Here is a 21669-nt window from a genome sequence, read left to right as displayed (position 1 = left end):
CTCCAAAACACCGATCCCACGCGGAATACTGGGCAGATGGCGCGTGACGGAAGGCCCACGGACATCTTCGTCAGCTACTCCCCCGCCGACACGGCGTGGGCCACATGGATCGCCTGGCAACTGGAGGCGGCCGGTTACCGGACGATGATCCAGGACTGGGACTTCGTGCCGGGCACGAACTTCATCGACTTCATGGACCGCGGCGTCAGCGAGGCGCAGCTGGTCGTGGCGGTGCTCTCGCGCAACTACCTCACCTCGCGCTACGGCCGCATGGAGTGGCAGGCGGCGCTGCGCGCCGACCCGGACAACCCCTCCAACAAGCTCGTCACCATCCGGCTGGAGGACGTCCAGCTCGAAGGGCTGCTGTCCACGATCACGTGGGTGGACCTGCTGGGCGTCACCGACCCCGGCCTGGCCAGGGCGCTGCTGCTCGGCCGGGTACGCGAGTCGCTGGCCGGCCGGGCCAAGCCGGAACTGGCGCCCGCCTTCCCCGACGGCACGGGCGAGCCCGCCCCCGCGCCCACGCTGCCGGAACCCGGCGAGCGCTCACGCGCCAGGCGCACACCCGTGACGGCTCCCGGCTTCCCGCCCCAGGCGGAGGCGGCCCGCTCGCGCGAGTCGGTCAGCGTGCTGCACGTCGGCGGGCCGCGCTTCGGCCGGGCGCTGCCCGACCCGGGCGAGCCGTTCACACCCGAGGACATGCAGGCGAGGATCTGGGCCGACCTGACCGGCATGTACGACAGAGGCATGCCGCGGCCCGACCTGATGGTCGTCAGCGGCAACCTCACCGAGTCCGGCAGCCTCGGCCAGTTCGGCCAGGCCACCCGCTTCCTCACCGACCTGCGCCACCTCATCGGGCTCGAACCGCACCGGCTGGCCATCGTGCCCGGTCCGCGCGATGTCACCAAGGCCGCCGCGAGCGCCTACTTCCTGACCTGCGAGGCCGACGACGTCAGCCCGCAGCCGCCGTACTGGCCGAAATGGCGGCACTTCGCCGGGCTGTTCGCCGAGGTCTTCCAGGGGCTGGACGACCGGGTCTTCGACGGCGGGCAGCCGTGGTCGATGTTCGAGATTCCCGATCTCAAGGTCGTCATCGCGGGCTTCAACTCCACGATGGCGATGAGCCACCTGGAGCGCGACGCGTACGCGCTGCTCGGCGAGGGCCAGGCGGCCTGGTTCGCCGAACGGCTGCGCCCCTACGAGGAGCGCGGCTGGCTGCGGCTCGGCGCGATCGGCCATCCGGTGCGCGACCTCAGCGACGCCGCCACCTACGAGCGCCTGCTCGCCCACCGGATCAACCTGCTCCTGGACGGGCCCGAGCTGCGGCCGGGCCGCCACCGCGTGCTGGAGCTCACCCGCGAGGGCGTGCGCGCCTGGACGCCCGACGGCCCCGACGAGCCCGAGCGCGACAAGCGCTCCTGGCGCTCGGCCCAGGAGACCTTCCGCGCCGACCAGAGCGCCCCGTCGGTGCCGGGGCCGGTCCCCGACACCGAGCCCGAGCCGGCTCCCCCCGCGCCGCGGCCGGTCGACCTGCTGCTCGACCGGCTCACCGAGGTCTGCGAGGCCCGGCACGAGCGAGCCAGGATCCGCCGCTTCCCCGACCATCTGGTGGTCACCTACCCCGAGGACGGGTTCGTGCGCCTGTCCATGGTCGGCGCGCACGTCGGCACGCCCGCCACAGCGGACGCCGAGCGCTTCGTCCGGCAGGCGCACGCCACCGGCCTGCAGGGCGAGCTCGTCTACCAGGGCGCGCCGCCGGAACGTTCCCTGCGCGAGGACCTCATGCGCCGGGGTGTACGCCTGCGCAGCTTCACCGAGTTCCAGGGCCTGCTCGACCTGTCCGGCTACGTCGCCGAGCAGACCGCCAGGCTCGCCGGCGACCGCCGCTACCCGCCCGACCTGTACGTCCCGCAGCGCTACCGGGCGCTCGACCGGCCCGGCAAGGTCGAGCAAGGGCTGACCGACGAGATGATGCGCCAGCTCTCGGCCGACCACGGCCGCTTCCTGCTGCTGCTCGGCGAGTTCGGGCACGGCAAGACGTTCGCGCTGCGCGAGCTGGCCCGGCGCATCCCGGCCGAGCTGCCCCACCTGACGCCGATCTTCATCGAGCTGCGGGCCCTGGACAAGGCGCACTCGGTCGACGCGCTCGTCGCCGCGCACCTGGCCAACCACCGCGAGGAGGTCATCGACCTCAAGGCGTTCCGCTACCTGCTCGCGCAGGGGCGCATCGTGCTGCTGTTCGACGGGTTCGACGAGCTGGTGACCCGGCTGACCTACGACCGGGCGGCCGACCACCTGTCCACGTTGCTGGCCGCCGCCGTGGACAAGGCGAAGATCGTGGTGGCCAGCCGTACCCAGCACTTCAAGTCGCAGAGCCAGGTGCTGACCACGCTAGGCGAGCGCGTCGGGGTGCTGCCGCAGCGGCGGGTCTTCGCCGTCGAGGACTTCACGCACGCCCAGATCCGCACGTACCTGGAGAACCGGTTCACCGACGGCGACGAGGCCGTGGCCCGCATGTCGCTCATGGAGGGCATCAAGGACCTGCTGGACCTCGCGCAGAACCCGCGCATGCTCAGCTTCATCGCCGACCTCGACGCCGACCGGCTGCGTACCGTGGCCACGACCCGCCACACGATCAGCCCGGCGCTGCTGTACGAGGAGATCCTCAGCTCGTGGCTGCGCTTCGAGGAGCAGCGCACCAGCATGCCCGGCTCGGCCGGGATGCTCAGCGTGGACGAGCTGTGGCGGGCTGTCACCGCGCTGGCGTTGCGGCTGTGGGACACCGGCGAGGCCTTCCTGGGCCTGGCCGAGCTGACCGAGCTCGCCGAGACGCTCACCGACCTGGCCGACGGGCAGCTCACCGGCCCGCAGACCGCGCACGCCGTGGGCACCGGCAGCCTGATGGTACGCACCGACGAGGGCATGTTCGGCTTCATCCACGCCTCGGTCATGGAGTGGCTGATCGCCCGGCACATCGCCGCCGGGCACTGGGAGGCGCTCTCGCGGCGCCCGCTGTCGGCGCTGACCGTGGAGTTCCTGTGCGACCTGGCCGACTCCGCGGCGCTGCGGACATGGCTGGCCGACCCGCCGGCCGACGACGTGGCCACCGCCAACGCCATCAAGGTCAGCACGCGGCTGCGGACACCCGCCCAGGCCGACCTGCGCGGCGCGGACCTGCGCGGCGAGGACCTGTCGGGCCGTGACCTGACCGGGGTCGACCTCACCGGCGCCGACCTGACCGGCGCCACCCTCGCCGGCACCAACCTGTCGCGGGCCAGGCTGAACGCGGCCAGGCTGGCCGGGGCCAAGCTCGACGGGGCCCGGCTCACCGGCGCCGACCTGTCCGGCGCGGACCTGTCAGGGGCCCGCCTGGCCAAGACCGACCTCAGCGACGTGGCCGCCGAGGGCACCCGCTGGCACCGCGCCTCACTGATCAACGTCACCGGCTCCCTGCCGCCGATGTCCGAGCTGCACGGCGCCGCCGTCGTGCCGGGGCATCCGGTCGAGGTGCAGCTCGCGCCGGCCGGAATCGGTGTGCCGTACGGCTTCCACTTCCAGACCACGCGCCTGCCCGAGCCCGTCGCCTACAGCACCGACGGCTCCACGCTGGCGATCGGCAACCAGGACGGCGGCGTGCTGCTGTGCGTGGACGGCCAGCCCGTACGCACGCTCCAGGAGCACAACGGCCGCGTCTACGCCGTCGCCTTCGCCGGGGACGTCCTGGCCACCGGGGCCAGCGACGGACAGGTGCTGCTGTGGGACGCGCTCACCGGCGAGCTGCGCCACCGCCGCGTCGGCCACCCCGACGGCGTCTGGCCGCTACGGCTCAGCCCCGACGGCGCGCTGGTCGCGGCGGGCGACGCCGACGGCGTCATCCACGTGTGGGACACCGCCACCGGCGACCTCGTCCACGACCTGACCGGCCACCAGGCGCCCGTGTTCACCGCCGCGTTCGTCGGCGGCGCGCTGGTGACCGGCGACGCCGGGGGCGTGGTGCGGGTGTGGGACGTGGCGACCGGCCACCTGATCGGCTCGCTCGACGGGCACCGCGGCGCCGTCTACCGAGTCGTGGCCGGCGGCCGGTGGGTGGCCACCGGCGACGAGGCCGGCACCGTCCGCGTCTGGAACGCCACCAGCTGGGCCCTGGAGCAGACCCTGACCGGGCACGCCAGAAGCGTCTACTGCGTGGCCTTCTCCCCCGGCGGCAACCTGCTGGCCAGCGGCGACACCGCGGGCGTCGTACGACTGTGGGATCCGGCGAGCGGTGCCGCGCACGGCGTCCACACCAGCCACTCGGCCGCCGTCTACCAGGTCGCCTTCTCCCCCGACGGGCACACCGTGGCCACCGGTGACGCCAACGGGGCCGTGCGGCTGCAGGATGTCGGGGGCGGCCGCCGTACCGAGCTGAGCGGCCACCGCAGCTCGGTGTGGCCCTTCGCCTTCCGCCCCGACGGCGAGCAACTGGCCACCAGCAGCAACGACGGCACCGTCCGGCTGTGGGAGCCGGCGACCGGCCGCTGCCAGCAGGTGCTGCGCGGCCATGGCAGGCGCATCTCCTCCGCCCGGTTCAGCGCCGACGGCTCCATGCTGGCCACCAGCGGCAACGACGGGATCGTCCGCATCTGGGAGCCGCGCACCGGGCGGCGGCTGCGCGAGATCACCGGCAGCGCCGACCGGCTGATCTCCGCCACGTTCGCCCCGTCCGGGCCGCTCCTGGCCACCTCCAGCAACGACGGCGGCGTCCACTTCTGGAACGGCGCCACCGGCGACTACGAGCGCGAGCTCAACGCCGAGACCGACCACGTGTGGGCCGAGGCGTTCAGCCCCGACGGCTCCCTGCTGGCCACCGCCAACGACGACGACAGCGTGCGCGTCTGGTACCGGCCCACCGCGCGCCTGCTCAGCAACCTCGCCGACCATCGCGGCCGGGTCCGCTCGATCGCCTTCAGCCCCGACGGCCGCTTCGTCGCCACCGGCTGCGACGACCGCCTGGTGCGCATCTGGCACGTCGACTCCGGCGGGCGCGTGGCCACCCTCGAAGGCCACGCCGACCGCGTCTACTCCGTCGTCTTCTCCCCCAGCGGAAGGCAACTGGCCAGCGCCAGCAACGACGGCAAGGCCATGGTCTGGGAGCTGCGCCCCGGCCAGCCGTGGCAGCCGCGCCTGCTGCACACGCTCACCAAGAACGTCGGGCGGCTGTGGAGCGTCACCTTCTCCCGCGACGGCTCCCAGCTGGCCACCGGCGGCGACGATCCCGCCGTGCGGGTGTGGGACACGGCCTCCGGCCATCTCCTCCACACGCTGTACGGCCACGCCCGCCGCGTCTGGTCGGTCTCCTTCAACCCGGCCGAAGACCTGCTGGCCAGCGCCGGCGACGACGGCGTGGTGATCCTGTGGGCGGGGGCCGCGCGCAAGGCGACGCTGCTGGGCCTGCCGGAAGGCTGGGCGGCACTGGCGCCCGACGGCAGGTACAAGCTGGAGGGGCAGGTCGGCGGCCAGTTCTGGCACGTGGTGGGAATGTCGAGGTTCGAGCTCGGGGAGCTGGACGTGCACCTGCCGGGAGTGCGGCAGATCCCGCTGGAGGCCGACATCTGAACCCGCCAGATGGCGGGTTGTGTCCTCCACGTGGCGCTCGCGGGCGGGCTGAGCCGTACCGCACCATGAACGTCATGAGCACACCACCGCCGTTCGACCCCGAACTCACCGCGGCCCTGGAGATGTTCGGCGAGGCCCTGCCCTCGTCGATCACGCCGGACATGATCCCGACGCTGCGCGCGGCCCGCGCGGGCCTGCCGCAGCCCACGGACGAGGAGCTCAGCCGGGACGGCGCGCTCGTCATCGCCGACCACACCGCGCCGGGCCCGGCGGGCCAGCCGGACATCATGCTGCTCGTGGCCCGGCCCGCGGCCGCCGTCGCCCCGGTGCCCGCCCTCTACTTCGTCCACGGCGGCGGCATGATCCTCGGCAACCGCCGCCAGAGCCTGCCCGACCTGGCCGAGCTGGCGCTGGAGCTCGGAATCGCCATCGTCTCGGTCGAGTACCGCCTTGCCCCGGAGCACCCGCATCCCGCGCCCGTCGAGGACTGCTACGCGGGCCTCGAATGGACCGCCAAGAACGCCGCCGAGCTGGGCATCGACCCCGAGCGGATCATCGTCGGCGGCGGCAGCGCGGGCGGCGGGCTGGCCGCCGCCGTCGTCCTGATGGCCCGCGACCGCGGCGGGCCCGCGATCCTGGGCCAGCTGCTCATCTGCCCCATGCTCGACGACCGCAACGACACCCCGTCCGCCCACCAGATGGCCGGGCTGGGCATCTGGGACCGCACCGCGAACGAGACCGGCTGGACCGCGCTGCTCGGCTCCTCGCGCGGCGGCCCCGACGTGTCGCCCTACGCCGCGCCGGCCCGCGCCACCGACCTGTCCGGCCTGCCGCCCGCGTTCATCGACGTCGGCTCGGCCGAGACCTTCCGCGACGAGGACGTCGACTACGCCGTGCGCATCTGGCGCGACGGCGGCCGGGCCGAACTGCACGTGTGGCCGGGCGGCTTCCACGGCTTCGACGGCTTCGCCCCGCAGGCCGCGCTCTCGCAGGACGCCAAGGAGGCGCGGCTGCGCTGGCTGCGGCGCCTGCTCGGCGGCTGAGACATGATGGCTGTGTGAAGGAGCTCGCGGGCAGGCTGTCCGCCCTCGATCCCGACGCGGGGGCGGCCCTTCAGGTGATCGCGTACTTCGACCGGCTGGTGGAGGCGCGGGCCGGGCTTGAGGCGATCGTGCGGGGCGCGGCCGTACTGGCCGGGTGCCCGGTCCGCCTGGTCGACGAGGAACGCAACGTCCGCGTCCGGGTGCTGGCCGACGGCCGCCGCGGCGGCCCCGCCGCGGACCGCTGGCACGAGCGGGTGGATCCTGGCTGGCCGGTCGGGGCCGCGCCCGGCGGGGCCGCCCGGTTGTGGCTGGAGATGCCGGGTCCGGCCGGTCCCGTGCACGCGGTGGTGCTCGAACGCGCCGCCGTGGCCGCCAGGGACGTCCTCGACCGGACACGGGGACGGGCGCCCTCGCGCGACGACCCGGCGCTCGTCGAGCTGGTCCTGGACGGCACCGCCCCCGAGCAGGCCCGGCTACGCGCCGCCCGCTCCCTCGGCCTGGAGGTGAGCGGCGAGGCCAGGGCCGTGGCCTTCGCCGGCGGCGACGCCAGGATCGTGCCCGCCGGCACCGATCCGGGCCCGGCGCCTCCCGCCCGCAGGACCGGCGTCGGGCCCGCCGTACCCGTGCGCGATCTGCCCGCCTCCTGGCCGCTGGCCCGGCTGGCCCTGCGGCTGGCCGCCGACGGCACCGACCAGGATCCCGGCCCGCGCGTGGTCCGCTACGACAGCCTGGGCGGACTGGCCGCGCTGGCGGCGGCGGTTCCCGCGGGGGCCGACCCCGTCCCGGACGTCCACGCCCTGGAGCACGCCGCCTCCGCCGCTCCCTGGATGCTCGCCACGCTGCACGCGATCGCGTACGCCATCAGCCTGCGAGCCGCCGCGGCCCAGCTCCCTGTCCACCACTCCACCCTCCAGGACCGCCTGGCCCACGCCGAACACCTCCTCGGCTGGACCATCCGCGACCCCGAGGGCCGCCTGCGCCTGCAGCTGGCCCTCACCCTGCGCCGGCTCCACCGCCATCCATGACGGAGGGATCGTCCGGTGGCGGTCGGCCTCTGACTACCCGCGGCCCGCCCGGCGGCGCAGGTCCTCCCACGCCTGTTCCACCCGCGCGCCCAGGTCCTCCAGCGAGCCCTCGTTGGGCACGACCAGGTCGGCGATGGCCAGGCGGGCCTCGCGGGAGGCCTGGGCGGCGATGCGGGCCTTCGCGTCCGCCTCCGGCATGCCGCGGTGGTCGGCCAGGCGGCGGATACGCGTGTCGTCGGCGGCGTCCACGACGATGACCACGTCGTACATGGGGGCGAGTTTGTTCTCGGTCAGCAGCGGGACGTCGTAGACGACGATGGCGTCGGCGGCGGCCTGGTTCTGGAGGGTGGCCACGCGCTCGCCCACCAGCGGGTGGACGATGGCGTTGAGGGTGGCGAGCTGGTCGGCGTCGGAGAAGACGATGGCGCCGAGCTTCTCGCGGTCCAGGGTGCCGTCCGGGCGGAGGATCTCCCGGCCGAAGGCGGCGACGACGCGGGCCAGGCCGACGGTGCCGGGTTCGACCACCTCGCGGGCGATCTTGTCGGCGTCGATCACCACGGCGCCCTTGGCGGCCAGGCGCTTGGACACTTCGCTTTTACCGGAGCCGATCCCGCCGGTCAGTCCCACCTTCAGCACGTGATCAGGGTACCGAGACCGGGCGGCGCAGATGCACCAGCGTCAGGTGGTCGTCCATCCGCTCGCGGTGCGTCTCGCGGTAGCCGAGCTTGTGGTACAGCCGCAGGCTCATGGACAGGTGCCCGGTGAACAGGTCGAAGGCCGTCGCCTGCGGCACCCGCGCGTGCAGGGCGGCCAGCAGGGCGGTGCCGATGCCCTGGCCCTGGCGGTCGGGCGCGATGACGAGCCGGCCGACCAGGCAGGTGGTGCCGGACAACTGGCCGCGCACGGCGCCGACGATGCGGCCGCCGTCGACGGCCTTGAGGACCGTAGCGCTCTCGACGGCCTTGCGCACCTGCTCGGCGGACTCCACGAGCGGGGCGATGAACGGGTCGCCGTAGAGCTGGGCCTCGGTCACGTAGGCCGCACGCTGAAGCGTGAGGATCTCCCCGGCGTCGGCCGCGACTGCCCGCTCTATCAGCACCCGCCCACTTTACTCATCCTCGCCGGGCGTGTCCCTGCCGCGCATCGACAGTACGGCCGCCGCCGCCCCGGCCCCCAGCGCGAGGGCGGCCAGCCCCCACCCGATCCCCTTGCGGTCCAGCCCGAGCAACGCGTCCACGGAGAACCTGCCCGGCCCGTGTACGGCCAGCGCGGTGGCCCCGATGCCCAGGAGCATCGGGTACTCGAAGCCCCCGTTCTGCGCCCACAGCCCCTTGGGCAGGTGGACGGAGACGACGGCGTTCGTCATGACGGAGACGAGCCCGGCGGAGGCGAGCGGGGTGGCGGCGCCGAGCGCGATCCCGGCGCCCGACCCGAACTCGCCGAGCCCGGCGGCCAGCGCCATGAGCTTGCCATGGGGGTAGCCGAGCGCGGTCATCATCTCGCCGGTCTCGTCGGGCCCGCCGCCGCCGAACCAGCCGAAGAGTTTCTGCGCGCCGTGTCCCATGAGCAGGAGTCCCGCGGGCACCCGCAACAGCAGCACCCCGACATCCTCCGCATTGTCCTTCATGCAGAGATATATGCCCAGTTCGAGCTATAACTCCCGATTGTCCGGAGTCACGCGTCGTCGGCCATCGTGTACGCCCCCTGGCGCAGCCGTTCGATCAGGCCCAGCGTCCACTGGGCGCCGCTGTCGGCCGTGTGCACCCACATCCCGAGCACCTCGCCCACCGCTCCCCACGCCTCCGGATCCGCCTCGGGCGTCCACTCCTTGGTCACCGCGGCCCGCCACTCCTCCAGCCCCTGCACCCGCCGCAGCAGCAGTTCGACCGCCTCGGCCCTGGACAGGTCCTCGATCAGCCCCACGCCCGCGGTGATGACGTCCAGCCGCTGGTCGTGGCGGGTCAGCGCGTCACGCAGCAGCGTGAAGTACGCCTGTTCACCGGCCGCCGTGATCTCGTACTCGGTCCGCGGCGGGCCACCGGCGGTGCTCGGCGCGACGTCGTGGGCCAGCATCAGCCCCTGGGCCGCCATCTGCTTGAGGCCGTGGTAGATCGAGCCCGGCTTCATGCCGGCCCACTCATGGGCGCCCCAGGACTCCAGGTCACAACGCACCTGGTAGCCATGGGCCCGGCCACGACGGCGTACCGCACCCAGGATCAGCAGGCGTGTCGCTGACATCGTCCACCCTTCGTCGCCCTCACCCGAGCCTATGCGCGGCAGGCGCGCAGGAAGGCCGCCACCACCAGCGTGTACTCGTCGGGACCGGGTGGCCGGCGGCGAGTGCCCGGCGGAGGTGGCCTCGGCCGCCTGCCCGCGGATGAGGGCGAGCAGGTCGCGTTCCGGCCGGGGATCGCGCGCAGGAGCGCCTGCGGCAGGAAGCCGCCCATCGAGGTGCCCCAGGCCACGTGCACGGCGGGCGCGCCCACCTCTCCCGCCGCGGAACACGATGTCCTGACAGCGTACGGCGGACCGTAGGGTGGGCCTATGCCCACGACCCAGGTCTCCCGTCTGGTACGAGCCCCGCGATCGGCCGTCTACCAGGCCTTCCTTGACCCGACCGCGATCGCGGCGTGGCGGGTGCCCGACGGGATGAGCAGCCAGGTGCACACGTTCGAGGGGTGGGAGGGCGGCTACTTCCGCATCTCGCTGACCTACCACTCCCCCGACGAGGCGGGAAAGTCCGGCGGCCACACCGACACCTACCACGGGCGGTTCGTCACGTTGGTGCCGGACGAGCGGGTGGTGGAGGTCGTCGAGTTCGAAAGCGCGGATCCGGCGCTGGGCGGCGAGATGACCATGACGACGACGCTGACCGACGCGGAGGGCGGCACCGAGGTCGTCATCCTGCACGAGGGCCTCCCGGAGGCCGTCTCGGCCGCCGACAACGAGACCGGCACCCGCATGGCCCTGGACAACCTGGCCAGACTCCTCGAATCCCGCTAGCCGCGCTCCGGGCCGCCGGCCGGTGGGTCGGCGGCCCGGGAGGGAGTTCAGCCGACCGCCTTCAGCAGCTGGGCCTTCGTCATCTTCGAGCGGCCCTTGATATCGCGGCGCTTGGCCTCGGCGTAGAGCTGGTCGCGCGTGCGTCCGCCGGCGCCGGAGTGCGAGCGCAGCCCGCCGCGCCGGCCGGAGGAGATGTCCTGGGTGGAGGTACGGCCGGCCGTCTTCGACTCACCCGCCCGCGCCCGCTCCTTGTTGACCGTGCGGGCCGCGATCTCCTTGGCCCGTTTGTCGCTCGTGCCGCGCTTCTTGGCGCTGTCCTTGATGTGCTCGTACTGGCGTTCCCGTTTCGGGCTTGATCCCCGAGGCATGCTCTTGTCCTTTCGCAAGGGCCGGACTACGGGCCCTGCTCGTCAGGTTTTCCCAGCTCACCCCTGCCCGCATAACACCCTCAATCACCCCATCGCCCAACAAAATGCACGCTTTCCCGCGGGCCGGCGTCGTGGGGTTCGGGCAGCGACTCACACGGGGAAGATCCACACTTCAGGGTCGGTGTCCGTTGGCCGAGACAGCCGCCCAGGCCCGTTCGAGGGTGTCGTGGACGTTCAGCCGGTCCAGCACGCCGGTGATCCGCAGGACCCGGACCGGGATCGGCTGAACGGCGGCCAGATGCACGCGGCCACCGTCGTGCTCGCCGAACAGATGGGCGCTCAGCAGCACCTTCAGGCCACTGCTGTCGAGGAACGTCATCCCGGCCAGGTCCAGCACCACCGGCACCCCGGGACGGCGAGCGTCCTCGATCGCGGACGCCAGACAGGCGGAGTTGGTGGCATCGACCTCACCGGTGACGCGGATCAGCGTGGCGCCGCGCATGTGCTCGCAGCTGACGTCGAGACCGCTCACCGCGCCAGCTTAACCCTGATGACCTTTTCCGGAAAGAGGGTTCGTCAGTCATTGAAGTTGAGGTCAGGGGGCTGGAGGATGAAAACATGGGTAGGTCTGATGATCGGTCGTCGTGGACGTTCCTGACGCATCACGCGCGGGTGCTGCTGGAGATCGCCCGTGACCCCGATGCCCGGCTGCGCGAGATCGCGTTCACGATCGGCATCACCGAGCGCGCGGTTCAGGGCATCGTGACCGACCTGGAGCAGGCCGGCTACCTCACCCGCGACCGGGTGGGACGCCGCAACCGCTACGAACTCAACCTCGACCAGGGCTTCCGCTACCCGACCGAGGCGCACACGCCGGTACGCACTCTGATCGAACTGTTCGTCAGCGAAGCACCGCCCGGCGACGGGCGCGCTACCGGCGACTCATGACCCCGCGCTGCGCCGGATCGGTGCCACCCCAGACACCCTCCGCCTGCCGGGTGTCCAGCGCGTAGGCCAAGCACTGCTCGCGTACCGGGCATCGGGCGCACACCGCCTTGGCCGCCATGACCTGCTCCTCGCCCGGCCCATGAGGGGAGACGGGGAAGAACAGCTCCGGGTCGGCCTCCAGGCAGGCGGCTCGTTCCGTCCAGTCGTGGATCAATGTCCTCATCCGGCGCGCCTACCCCCGCCACGCCACGTCATGCGACGGATTGGTGAGGTTTGGGGCCCGTGTTTCTCGGTAGCGAAGGTGAAGCCGGCGGGGAGGAGCGTAGATGAGACGTCCCGGGTTCTCCTCCCCGCCGGACGATCCAGCCTTACCCCCGGTCCGCGCCGCGAGGCGCTCCAGCCGTCCCAGCCATGCCGCGGCCGTGCGCGCTGCAGCGATCTTTCGAGGCCCCAGGCCCAGCACGTGGTGAAAAGGAGCCGAGCGCATGAGAATCGCCATGATCTCCGAGCATGCCGACCCACTGGCCGCGATCGGCGGAGTGGACGCCGGCGGGCAGAACGTTCACGTGGCCGCCCTGGCCTCGGCGCTGGCCGCGCGCGGGCACACGGTCGTCGTCCACACCCGGCGCACCTCGCCCCGCCAGGCGGAACGGGTTCCGATGGGACCGGGCGTCACGGTGGACTATGTTCCGGCCGGGCCGCCTGGACCGGTGGCCAAGGACGGGCTGGCGCCGTACATGCCGGACTTTGCGCGGATCCTGCGCGAACGCTGGCGGCGCGAGCGGCCGGACGTGATCCACGCGCACTTCTGGATGAGCGGCCAGGCGGCGCTCGCGGCGGCGGCGGACGTCCCCGTGGTGCTGACCTACCACGCGCTCGGCACCGTGAAGCGGCGCTGGCAGGGCGCGGCCGACACCAGCCCGCCGCACCGCGTGGACGCCGAGCGCGAGATCGGCCGGCGCGCCGACGCGATCGTGGCGACCTGCGGCGACGAGGTGCGTGAACTGGCCGCGATGGGCGTGCCGTCCGAGCGGGTCTCGGTCGTGCCGTGCGGTGTGGATCTCGAACGGTTTCGTCCCGCGCCGCCCGATCCCTTGGAGGCGAGCCGCTGGTGGTACGGCCCGCGTACCGGCGGCCGGGTCCTCTGCATCGCCCGGCTGGTGCCGCGCAAGGGCGTCGACACCGTCGTCCAGGCGCTACGCCGGCTGCCCGGTGTGGAGCTGCTGATCGCGGGCGGCGTCCCGGAGGACGGGGAGTTGTCCCGGCTGCGCGGCCTGGCCGCCACGCACGGCCTGGCCGGACGGGTACGGCTGATCGGCAGCGTGGCCAGGCCGGACGTGCCGGGCCTGATGCGCTCGGCCGACGTGGTGGTGTCGGTGCCGTGGTACGAACCGTTCGGGATCGTCCCGATCGAGGCGATGGCCTGCGGCGTGCCCGTGGTGGCCTCGGCCGTCGGCGGACACCTGGACACGGTCGCCGGCTGGGGTCCGCTGGTGCCGCCGCGCCGTCCGCGGGCACTGGCCAGAGCGCTGCGTGAGCTGCTGGACTCACCGGAGCGGCGCGAGGAGCTCGCCGCCGCGGGGGCCCGCCGGGCCCGTCGCCGCTACAGCTGGCCGCGCGTCGCCGAACGCACCGAGGCGGTCTACATGCAGGTGATCAGCGGCCGGATCGTCCGGCTTGAGGCCTCGGGGTGCTGACCGACGTGTTCCGGGCGGGTTCGCGGGTAGGCGCGATGGCGTGCGCCACAGCAACCCGGAGGAACCGGGCATCACCCGGCGGCGCCGGGGCCGGGGGTTCAGCTACCACCACCCCGACGGCCGCCGCGTGCGCGACCGCCGCGTCCTGGCCCGGATCCGTAGCCTGGCCGTACCTCCCGCCTGGCGCGAGGTGTGGATCTGCCGTGACGACGGCCATCTGCAGGCCGTGGGCACCGACGCGGCGGGCCGGCGCCAGTACCGCTACCACGACCTGTGGCGGGAGGAGCAGGACCGCCTCAAGTTCGACCGGGTCACCGAGATGGCCGGGCGGCTGCCCGCCTTCCGCCGCCGGGTCCGGCGGCACCTGGGGCAGGACGGGCTGACCCGCGAGCGCGTGCTGGCCGCCGCCGCGCGCATGCTGGACCTCGGGCTGTTCCGGGCGGGCGGCGCCGAGTACGACTCCTACGGCCTGGCCACGCTCAGGACCGAGCACGTGACCCGTACCGACGGCGGCGTCCTGTGCCGGTTCGCGGCCAAGGGCGGCAGGCAGCAGGAGACGGAGATCCGCGACCCGCACGTGCGCGAGGTGGTCTCCGCGCTCCTGCGCACCGGCCACGACGGCGAGCTGCTGCGCTACCGCGACGGCTCAGGATGGAAGGACGTGCGCACCGAGGACCTCAACGACTATCTGCGCGAACTGCTCGACTGTGAGGTGTCGGCGAAGGACTTCCGCACCTGGCACGCCACCGTCCTGGCCGCCGAGGGCCTGGCACGCACGCGCCGCCTCCGCGGCAGGCTCGGCCGGCGGCGGGCCGTGCGGCGGGTGGTGGAACAGGTGGCCGCCCGCCTCGGCAACACCCCCGCCGTCGCCCTGGCCTCCTACATCGACCCGCGCGTCGTGCTCGCCTACGAGCGGGGCAGGACCGTGTCACCCGGCCGGGACCTGGAGGAGCAGGTGATCCAGCTGGTCCTGCGCACGCGACGGGCTCAGGCCGAGTAGGTCATGACGGCCAGGCCGCTGTTCAGGATCACATGATCGGTCAGCGTGAACCGGCGCGCCTCGGCCTCGCTCCGCCCCGCGAACAGCGGCACCCCCGCACCGGCCGTGACCGGGCTGACCTTGACCACGATCTCGTCGATCTCGTCGTAGAGCACGCCCGCCAGCTCCGCGCCGCCGACCAGCCAGATGCCGAGGCCGTCCTCGGCCTTCAGCTTCCTGACGCGCTCCACGGGGTCGCTCGCGACGACCTCGACGTCGGTGGTCTGGGCGAGCTTGCGGGAGAAGACCAGGTGGCGAAGGTGCGGGTAGGCGTCGCTGATGCCCATGTCCAGGCCGATCTGGTACGAGCGCCGCCCCTCCACCACCGTGTCGAAGCGCGTACCCGGATCCGTGACGCCGAGCGCCTGACGGGCGTTGACCGGCAGCGTCTCCGGGTAGTTCGCGATGACGAACTCGATGTAGTCCTGCCCGATGGCGAACAGCCCGCCCGACGGGTCGGCGTCGGAACGCTCGGCGATGTAGCCGTCCAAGGTGGAGGCGACGTAATAGGTGAGCTTGCGCATATGGTCGTTCCTTCGATCTCTTGGGAGTGCAGCACGCACGGCCGACGACCCTACCGGATGGCTCCGGAGGGCCTGACCACGGAGGAGAGCCCCATGGCACGCAACCCCGCCCTCGTCCCTCTCGACACCCTGGTGGGCGAATGGAGCGTCGAGGCCCATATCGGCGGCCACACCGTCTCGGGCGGCCGCGCGGTGTTCGAGTGGATCGAGGGCGGAGCGTTCCTCGCCTTCCGCGCGTACGGCACCGCCGAGGGCGACGCCCCGCAGGAGTGGCAGTCGGACTCGCCGCTGCCGTCCGTCTGCCTCATCGGCGTGGACGACGCCACCGGCGCCTTCTCCTACCTGCACTCCGACGCCCGCGCCGTGCACCGGGTCTACCAGATGACGCTCGCGGACGGCGTCTGGCGGGTCTGGCGCGACGCGCCCGGCTTCCACCAGCGCTTCACCGGCGCCTTCGACGAGGACGGCCGGAGGATCGCCGCGGCCTGGGAGTTCTCCAAGGACGGCGCCGACTGGTCCCACGACTTCAGCCTCACCTACACCCGGGCCACACCGGGCTGACCGGCCCCTGACACGGGTCAAGCCCCGCACCACGAGGGTGCGGGGCTTGATCGGTTCGCGCTTGCCGAGCTGGTCAGCTCTGCCCGCCGGCGAGCTTCTCGCGCAGTGCCGCGAGAGCTTCGTCGGAGGCCAGGGCGCCGCTGGCCGGAGCGGAGGAAGAAGAGGTCGAGGAGGAGGAGCTGGCCGGAGCCGGCGTCTCACCGCTGTAGGACGAAGGAGCGGCCTCGCCGGCCTCTGCCTCGGCCTTGCGGGCCTCTTCGATCTGCTTCTTGTGGGCCTCGAAGCGAGTCTGGGCCTCGGCGTACTGCCGCTCCCACTCCTCGCGCTGGCGGTCGAAGCCCTCCAGCCACTCACCCGTCTCGGGGTCGAAGCCCTCGGGGTAGATGTAGTTGCCCTGGTCGTCGTAGGTGGCGGCCATGCCGTAGAGGGTCGGGTCGAACTCGACCTCGGTGCCGACACCCTCGTTCGCCTGCTTCAGCGAGAGGCTGATACGCCGGCGGTCGAGGTCAATGTCTATGATCTTGACGAAGATCTCGTCGCCGACCTGGACGACCTGCTCCGGAATCTCCACGTGGCGCTCGGCCAGCTCGGAGATGTGGACCAGGCCCTCGATGCCCTCTTCGACCCGAACGAACGCGCCGAACGGCACCAGCTTGGTGACCCGGCCGGGAACGACCTGGCCGATCTGGTGGGTGCGGGCGAACTGCTGCCACGGGTCTTCCTGCGTCGCCTTGAGCGAGAGGCTGACGCGCTCGCGCTCCATGTCGACGTCGAGGACCTCGACGGTGACCTCCTGGCCGACCTCGACAACCTCGGACGGGTGGTCGATGTGCTTCCAGGACAGCTCCGACACGTGGACGAGACCGTCGACGCCACCCAGGTCCACGAAGGCACCGAAGTTGACGATCGAGGACACGACGCCCTTGCGGACCTGGCCCTTCTGGAGGGTGTTGAGGAAGGTCTGGCGGACCTCGGACTGCGTCTGCTCAAGCCAGGCGCGACGCGACAGAACCACGTTGTTGCGGTTCTTGTCGAGCTCGATGATCTTCGCTTCGAGCTCGCGGCCGACGTAAGGCTGGAGGTCGCGGACCCGGCGCATCTCGACCAGGGAGGCCGGGAGGAAGCCACGGAGGCCGATGTCGAGGATGAGACCACCCTTGACGACCTCGATGACGGTGCCGGTGACGATGCCGTCCTCGTCCTTGATCTTCTCGATCGTGCCCCAGGCGCGCTCGTACTGCGCACGCTTCTTGGACAGGATCAGGCGACCCTCCTTGTCCTCCTTCTGGAGAACCAGGGCCTCTACGTGTTCGCCGACTTCCACGACGTCCGCGGGGTCGACATCGTGCTTGATCGAGAGCTCTCGCGAGGGAATGACACCCTCGGTCTTGTAGCCGATGTCGAGAAGAACCTCGTCTCGATCGACCTTGACGACGGTGCCCTCGACGATGTCGCCGTCGTTGAAGTACTTGATGGTCTCGTCGATCGCTGCGAGGAAGGCTTCCTCGGACCCGATGTCGTTGACCGCTACCTGCGGGGTGCTCGAGGTGGCCTCAGTGCTGGACGTCATGTGTGGAATTGCTCCGAACGCGGACAGATATCGATGTGGCGGCGCGCGGCAGGCCCTCTTCCGCATCAAGCCGAGGATTACGACATCGACGTGACCGAGCGCGAGCCCGCTCCGTCTGAGGCGCGCGCGAGCCCACAGCGCAGCGATCAGCATATGAGACCTAACGGCGGGGGTCAATCCGAGACGGCGATGACCTTCGAGAACCACCGCGCCTAATAGGCGTTGACCTGGTCTCTCCGCTTCGGGGCGATATTACCCTGCAGCTTCTTCGGCACCGAGACGCGGTCGGGGTCGCCGTCGGAGACATAGCGCCATCCCGGGTGCTTCTGCAGCCATTCCAGCCAGTACTGCGAGCACCACTTACGGCATTCGCCCTTCTTGCCGTTGCTCTGGATCCGCTGAACGGCACCAGGATCGTACCCCTTGGCGAAGGGCGACAAGGACGGCTCCGCCCCCGCCAGGAAGACCGCGTCGAAGTCGTACGGCACGCCGCCCCACTCCCCCTTGCGGGCCGCCTTCTTCTTGTGCGGCATGCTCCCGAACGGCAGCGCCATCGTCGTGGACGGCGGCACCCCGAGCTTCTTCAGCATGCGCTCCAGCCGCGCGATCTGCTCGCGCACCTTCTTGGTGCCCATGGCCCGCAGGTTGGGGTGCGCCCAGGTGTGGTTGGCCACCTCGAAGCCCTGCTTGTGCAGCCATTGCACGGCCGAGGCCTGCTGTTCCTGCTTCTGCAGCCCGAACGGGTAGTGATTGACCCAGAAGGTCGCGACAGGCCGGAAGGACGGGTATTTGCGGGCGACGTCGTAGATGATGGCGACGGCGGTGTTCTTGGCGGGCCGTCCCTGGTCGTCCAGGGCGAAGTGGCTCGGGTGCCCGTCGTCGAAGGTCAGCACGACGGGGAACTTGCCGGCAGGCACCTGGACGCGCCCGGCGGCGAACTCGGCCGCGGTGATCGGCACGTAGCCCTGCTTGGCCAGCTTCTCCAGCTCCTGCCGCAGCTGGGCGGGGGTGCGGTCGATCGAGGCCATCCGCTTCTTGATGATCCGGTGGTACATGATGATCGGCACCAGCCCGGCCTCGTTGGCCTTCACCTGCCTGGCGAACTCCGGCGTGGCGACCACCGCCGGAGGCTGGCTCGCCGTCGGCATCGGGGCGGGCTCGGACGGCTGCGCGGACGGCTGCCCGGACGCCGCCGGAGAGGACGGCTGACCCGGCGAGGGCGCCGGCTGTATCTGCCCCACCCTGGCCGCCTCCGGCGGCGCGTGGGCCGCCGGATCGTCGCCCGGCATGATCATCAGCGCGACGACCGCGACGAGGATGACCGCGACGTTCGCCGCACCGATGACACGCGTGGATGACAGTGAGGGCCGCACAGAACTCCCGTACCGGTCGGGGGATTTCAAAGGTCCAGGGTAGTCCAGAAGCCCTCCGCAGAAGGCCCACGGCGCACCGTGTCCGACCATGTCACGCATCACAGTGCAACATCACACATGTCCGGAATACGGCGCGGCGGGCCGTACCGGAGAGGGAAAAAAGCGACGGCGGGCCCGGAAGCGGACCCGCCGTGCGAAGCGGAGATCAGTGCCCCGCGTCCTCCCACGTACGCCCCACGCCCACCGAGACCTCCAGCGGCACCCGCAGCTGGTAGGCGGCGTTCATCTGGTCGGTCACGAGCTGCCGCAGGCGCTCCAGCTCACCCGGTGCCGCCTCGAACACGAGCTCGTCGTGGACCTGCAGCAGCATCCGCGAGCGCAGCCCCTCCTCGCCCAGCGCCTGGCGCACGTTGAGCATCGCGACCTTGATGATGTCGGCCGCCGAGCCCTGGATGGGCGCGTTGAGCGCCATGCGCTCGGCCATCTCGCGGCGCTGGCGGTTGTCGCTGGTCAGGTCGGGCAGGTAGCGGCGGCGGCCCATGATCGTCTCGGTGTAGCCGTCGGTGCGGGCCTGGGAGACGATGGCGTTGAGGAAGTCGCGCACGCCGCCGAACTCCTCGAAGTACTCCTCCTTCAGCGCCCGCGCCTCGGCCACCGGGATGTTGAGCTGCCCGGCGAGCCCGAAGTCGGACAGGCCGTAGGCCAGGCCGTAGTTCATCGCCTTGATGCGCGCGCGCAGCTCGCCGTCGACCTGCTCCGGCGGCAGGTCGAACACCCGCGAGGCGGTGGCGGCGTGGAAGTCGTGGCCCGACTCGAACGCGGCGATCAGCGACTCGTCGCCCGACAGGTGCGCCATGATGCGCAGCTCGATCTGGCTGTAGTCGGCGGTCAGCAGCGTCTCGAAGCCCTCGCCGACCGTGAAGCCCTGCCGGATGCGGCGTCCCTCGGCGGTGCGGATCGGGATGTTCTGCAGGTTCGGCTTCTCCGACGACAGCCGGCCCGTGGCCGCGATGATCTGGTTGAACGTGGTGTGGATGCGGCCGTCGTCGGCGATCTCCTTGATCAGGCCCTCGACGGTCTGGCGGAGCTTCTGCTGGTCGCGGTGGCGCAGCATGATGACCGGCAGCTCGTGGTCGGTCTGCGTGGCCAGCCACGCCAGCTGGTCGGCGTCGGTGGAGTAGCCGGTCTTGGTGCGCTTGGTCTTGGGCAGGTTGAGCTGGTTGAAGAAGATCTCCTGCAGCTGCTTGGGCGAGCCGAGGTTGAACTGCTCGCCCACCACCCGGTGCGCCTCCTCGACGGCCTGCTTGACCGCGGCGGCGAACTGCGCCTCCATGCCGGTGAGGTAGTCGCGGTCGACGGCGATGCCGGCCCGCTCCAGCTCTGCCAGCACCCGCACCAGCGGCAGCTCCACGTCGGCCAGCAGCTGCGTGCCGCCGCGCTGGGACAGGAACGCCTCCAGCGAGTCGGCCAGCTCGCGCACCGCGTGGGCGCGCAGCGCGAGGTCCTTGGCCGGGGCGTCCTCGTCGTCGCCGAACAGCGCCGCCTGCCCGCCGGACTCCTCCTCGACCTTGAGGTCGCGGTGGAGGTAGCGGCGGGCGAGGTCTTCGAGGGCGAAGGTGCGCTGGCCCGGCATGGCGAGGTAGGCGGCGAGCGCGGTGTCGGCGCTCAGGCCGCGCAGGTCGAGCCCCTGCGTCCACAGGGCCAGCAGCGGTCCCTTGGCGTCGTGGACGGCCTTGGGCCGGTCGTCGGCGGCCAGCCAGGCGCCGAGCGCGGCGAAGTCGGCCTCGGTGAGCTTGGTCGGGTCTATGTGGGCGGCGGTGCCGTCGGGCGAGGCGATCGCGATGCCGTCGATGCGGCCGGTGCCGCTGCCGTAGGCGCCCTTGAACGCCAGGCCGGCGCGGCCCTCGGGCATCGCCTCCAGCCAGCCCGCCACGCGGTCGGGGCCGAGGATGATCGTCTCGACCTCGAAGCCCTGCTCGGGCTCCTCCTCGCCGCTGCCGAGCACCTTGAACACGCGCTCGCGCAGCTCGCCGCGGATCTGCAGGGTGTCGAAGAGCTTGTTGATCTCCTCGCGGTCCCAGAGGCCCTGGGTGAGCTCGGCGACCTCGACGTCCACCGGCACGTCGCGCAGCAGCTCGGTGAGCCTGCGGTTCATCAGCACCTGGGCGACGTGCTCGCGCAGTTTGTCGCCGACCTTGCCCTTGACCTCGTCGACCCGGTCGACCAGCTCGGTCAGCGAGCCGAACTCGCGCACCCACTTGGCGGCGGTCTTCTCGCCCACGCCGGGGATGCTCAGCAGGTTGTCGCTCGGGTCGCCGCGCAGCGCGGCGAAGTCGGGATACTGCTGGGGCGTCAGCTCGTACTTCTCGAAGACCGCCTCCGGCGTGAAGCGCGTCATGTCGCTGATGCCGCGGCGGGTCATGAGCACGGTCACCCGTTCGTTGACGAGCTGCAGCGCGTCACGGTCGCCGGTGACGATCAGCACGTCCATGCCCTCGCCCGAGGCGCGGGTGGCCAGGGTGGCGATGAGGTCGTCGGCCTCGAAGCCGGCCTTGGACAGCCGCGGCACGCGCAGGGTGTCGAGCAGCTCGAAGATGAGCTGCATCTGGCCCTTGAAGTCTTCGGGCGTCTCGCTGCGGTTGGCCTTGTACTCGGAGTACTCCTCGTGCCGGAACGTGGGCTCCGACCGGTCGAAGGCCACCGCCACGTGGGTCGGCTGCTCATCGCGCAGGATGTTGGTCAGCATCGAGGTGAACCCGTAGACCGCCTCGGTGTGCTGACCGTCGGTGGTCATGAGGTTGGCGTCCTTGAGCGCGTAGAACGCGCGATAGGCCAGCGAATGCCCGTCAAGGAGCAACAGGCATGGGCGGTTGGGGGTCACTTCACTCTTCGGCACACCAGAAGCCTAGTCTCCATGTGCGAC

Annotated in this window: 20 protein-coding genes; 8 read left to right on the top strand and 12 right to left on the bottom strand. The window is 71.7% G+C overall.

All coding sequences use genetic code 11. The annotated features are described in order from the left end of the window. The first annotated feature begins 36 nt into the window (after nt 1-36). From ACIBI5_RS13470 to ACIBI5_RS13460, 3 genes are all read left to right on the top strand, one after another. Complete coding sequence (locus ACIBI5_RS13470; protein WP_397246419.1) at nt 37-5595, top strand: TIR domain-containing protein; 5559 nt, start codon at nt 37-39, stop codon at nt 5593-5595. A 74-nt stretch (nt 5596-5669) separates the two neighbouring features. After that, entirely contained in the window at nt 5670-6638 is a 969-nt protein-coding gene (locus ACIBI5_RS13465; protein WP_397246417.1) for an alpha/beta hydrolase, read from the top strand. A gap of 14 nt (nt 6639-6652) precedes the next feature. Next, nucleotides 6653-7663: a helix-turn-helix domain-containing protein gene (locus ACIBI5_RS13460; protein WP_397246414.1), complete on the top strand. Its 1011-nt coding sequence runs from the start codon at nt 6653-6655 to the stop codon at nt 7661-7663. A gap of 33 nt (nt 7664-7696) precedes the next feature. Here the strand turns inward: ACIBI5_RS13460 and coaE are convergent, their stop codons facing one another. The 5 genes from coaE to ACIBI5_RS13435 are packed head-to-tail and all read right to left on the bottom strand — an operon-like array spanning nt 7697 to nt 10149. Continuing rightward, on the bottom strand, nt 7697-8299 hold the full coding sequence (gene coaE / locus ACIBI5_RS13455) for a dephospho-CoA kinase (protein WP_397246411.1): 603 nt from the start codon (nt 8297-8299) through the stop codon (nt 7697-7699). 4 nt (nt 8300-8303) lie between these two features. After that, the gene (locus tag ACIBI5_RS13450) at nt 8304-8759 is read right to left on the bottom strand and encodes a GNAT family N-acetyltransferase (RefSeq protein ID WP_397246793.1); all 456 of its coding nucleotides are present in this window, start codon (nt 8757-8759) and stop codon (nt 8304-8306) included. A 12-nt stretch (nt 8760-8771) separates the two neighbouring features. After that, a complete protein-coding gene (locus ACIBI5_RS13445) occupies nt 8772-9290 on the bottom strand; it encodes a DoxX family protein (RefSeq protein WP_397246409.1) in 519 nt (172 codons plus the stop codon). 47 nt (nt 9291-9337) lie between these two features. Continuing rightward, nucleotides 9338-9901 carry a PadR family transcriptional regulator gene (locus tag ACIBI5_RS13440; protein WP_397246406.1) on the bottom strand — a complete coding sequence of 188 codons (564 nt, stop codon included), beginning with the start codon at nt 9899-9901 and terminating at the stop codon, nt 9338-9340. 29 nt (nt 9902-9930) lie between these two features. Then, the gene (locus ACIBI5_RS13435; RefSeq protein WP_397246403.1) at nt 9931-10149 is read right to left on the bottom strand and encodes a hypothetical protein; all 219 of its coding nucleotides are present in this window, start codon (nt 10147-10149) and stop codon (nt 9931-9933) included. Nucleotides 10150-10207: 58 nt separating this feature from the next. On the opposite strand from ACIBI5_RS13435, the gene ACIBI5_RS13430 reads away from it, so the two are divergent. Further along, nucleotides 10208-10666 (top strand): SRPBCC domain-containing protein, encoded by a 459-nt coding sequence (locus ACIBI5_RS13430; protein ID WP_397246400.1) that lies wholly within the window; start codon nt 10208-10210, stop codon nt 10664-10666. A gap of 47 nt (nt 10667-10713) precedes the next feature. Here ACIBI5_RS13430 and ACIBI5_RS13425 read toward each other — a convergent pair whose 3' ends face one another. Together ACIBI5_RS13425 and ACIBI5_RS13420 are read right to left on the bottom strand one after the other, a co-directional pair. Continuing rightward, on the bottom strand, nt 10714-11034 hold the full coding sequence (locus ACIBI5_RS13425; RefSeq protein ID WP_397246398.1) for a plasmid stabilization protein: 321 nt from the start codon (nt 11032-11034) through the stop codon (nt 10714-10716). A 172-nt stretch (nt 11035-11206) separates the two neighbouring features. Then, complete coding sequence (locus tag ACIBI5_RS13420) at nt 11207-11566, bottom strand: STAS domain-containing protein (RefSeq protein ID WP_397246396.1); 360 nt, start codon at nt 11564-11566, stop codon at nt 11207-11209. 86 nt (nt 11567-11652) lie between these two features. On the opposite strand from ACIBI5_RS13420, the gene ACIBI5_RS13415 reads away from it, so the two are divergent. Continuing rightward, on the top strand, nt 11653-11982 hold the full coding sequence (locus tag ACIBI5_RS13415) for a helix-turn-helix transcriptional regulator (protein WP_397246394.1): 330 nt from the start codon (nt 11653-11655) through the stop codon (nt 11980-11982). Here ACIBI5_RS13415 and ACIBI5_RS13410 read toward each other — a convergent pair. Beyond that, nucleotides 11966-12205, bottom strand: coding sequence for a WhiB family transcriptional regulator (locus ACIBI5_RS13410; RefSeq protein ID WP_397246392.1), 240 nt, complete (start codon nt 12203-12205; stop codon nt 11966-11968). The two genes, ACIBI5_RS13415 and ACIBI5_RS13410, sit on opposite strands and share 17 nt — an antisense overlap. A 262-nt stretch (nt 12206-12467) precedes the next feature. On the opposite strand from ACIBI5_RS13410, the gene ACIBI5_RS13405 reads away from it, so the two are divergent. Both ACIBI5_RS13405 and ACIBI5_RS13400 read left to right on the top strand, forming a co-directional pair. After that, nucleotides 12468-13679: a glycosyltransferase gene (locus ACIBI5_RS13405; RefSeq protein WP_397246390.1), complete on the top strand. Its 1212-nt coding sequence runs from the start codon at nt 12468-12470 to the stop codon at nt 13677-13679. Between the two features lie 40 nt (nt 13680-13719). Beyond that, entirely contained in the window at nt 13720-14679 is a 960-nt protein-coding gene (locus tag ACIBI5_RS13400; protein WP_397246387.1) for a DNA topoisomerase IB, read from the top strand. Here ACIBI5_RS13400 and ACIBI5_RS13395 read toward each other — a convergent pair. Beyond that, entirely contained in the window at nt 14667-15242 is a 576-nt protein-coding gene (locus tag ACIBI5_RS13395; protein ID WP_397246384.1) for a dihydrofolate reductase family protein, read from the bottom strand. The two genes, ACIBI5_RS13400 and ACIBI5_RS13395, sit on opposite strands and share 13 nt — an antisense overlap. Nucleotides 15243-15335: 93 nt before the next feature. Between ACIBI5_RS13395 and ACIBI5_RS13390 the strand changes: the two genes are divergently transcribed. Continuing rightward, nucleotides 15336-15803 (top strand): hypothetical protein, encoded by a 468-nt coding sequence (locus ACIBI5_RS13390; protein WP_397246382.1) that lies wholly within the window; start codon nt 15336-15338, stop codon nt 15801-15803. A 73-nt stretch (nt 15804-15876) separates the two neighbouring features. Here ACIBI5_RS13390 and rpsA read toward each other — a convergent pair whose 3' ends face one another. The 3 genes from rpsA to polA form a co-directional block, all read right to left on the bottom strand. Then, the gene (gene rpsA, locus ACIBI5_RS13385) at nt 15877-17373 is read right to left on the bottom strand and encodes a 30S ribosomal protein S1 (protein WP_184960885.1); all 1497 of its coding nucleotides are present in this window, start codon (nt 17371-17373) and stop codon (nt 15877-15879) included. A gap of 212 nt (nt 17374-17585) precedes the next feature. Continuing rightward, a complete protein-coding gene (locus ACIBI5_RS13380) occupies nt 17586-18746 on the bottom strand; it encodes a polysaccharide deacetylase family protein (protein ID WP_397246379.1) in 1161 nt (386 codons plus the stop codon). 205 nt (nt 18747-18951) lie between these two features. Beyond that, nucleotides 18952-21642 carry a DNA polymerase I gene (gene polA, locus ACIBI5_RS13375; protein ID WP_397246376.1) on the bottom strand — a complete coding sequence of 897 codons (2691 nt, stop codon included), beginning with the start codon at nt 21640-21642 and terminating at the stop codon, nt 18952-18954. Nucleotides 21643-21669 lie beyond the last annotated feature (27 nt).

It is taken from the genome of Nonomuraea sp. NPDC050540, assembly GCF_044457485.1.
Classification (GTDB): domain Bacteria; phylum Actinomycetota; class Actinomycetes; order Streptosporangiales; family Streptosporangiaceae; genus Nonomuraea.
Note: the sequence above shows the minus strand (reverse complement) of the source record. Positions and strands in the feature narration are given on the sequence as shown.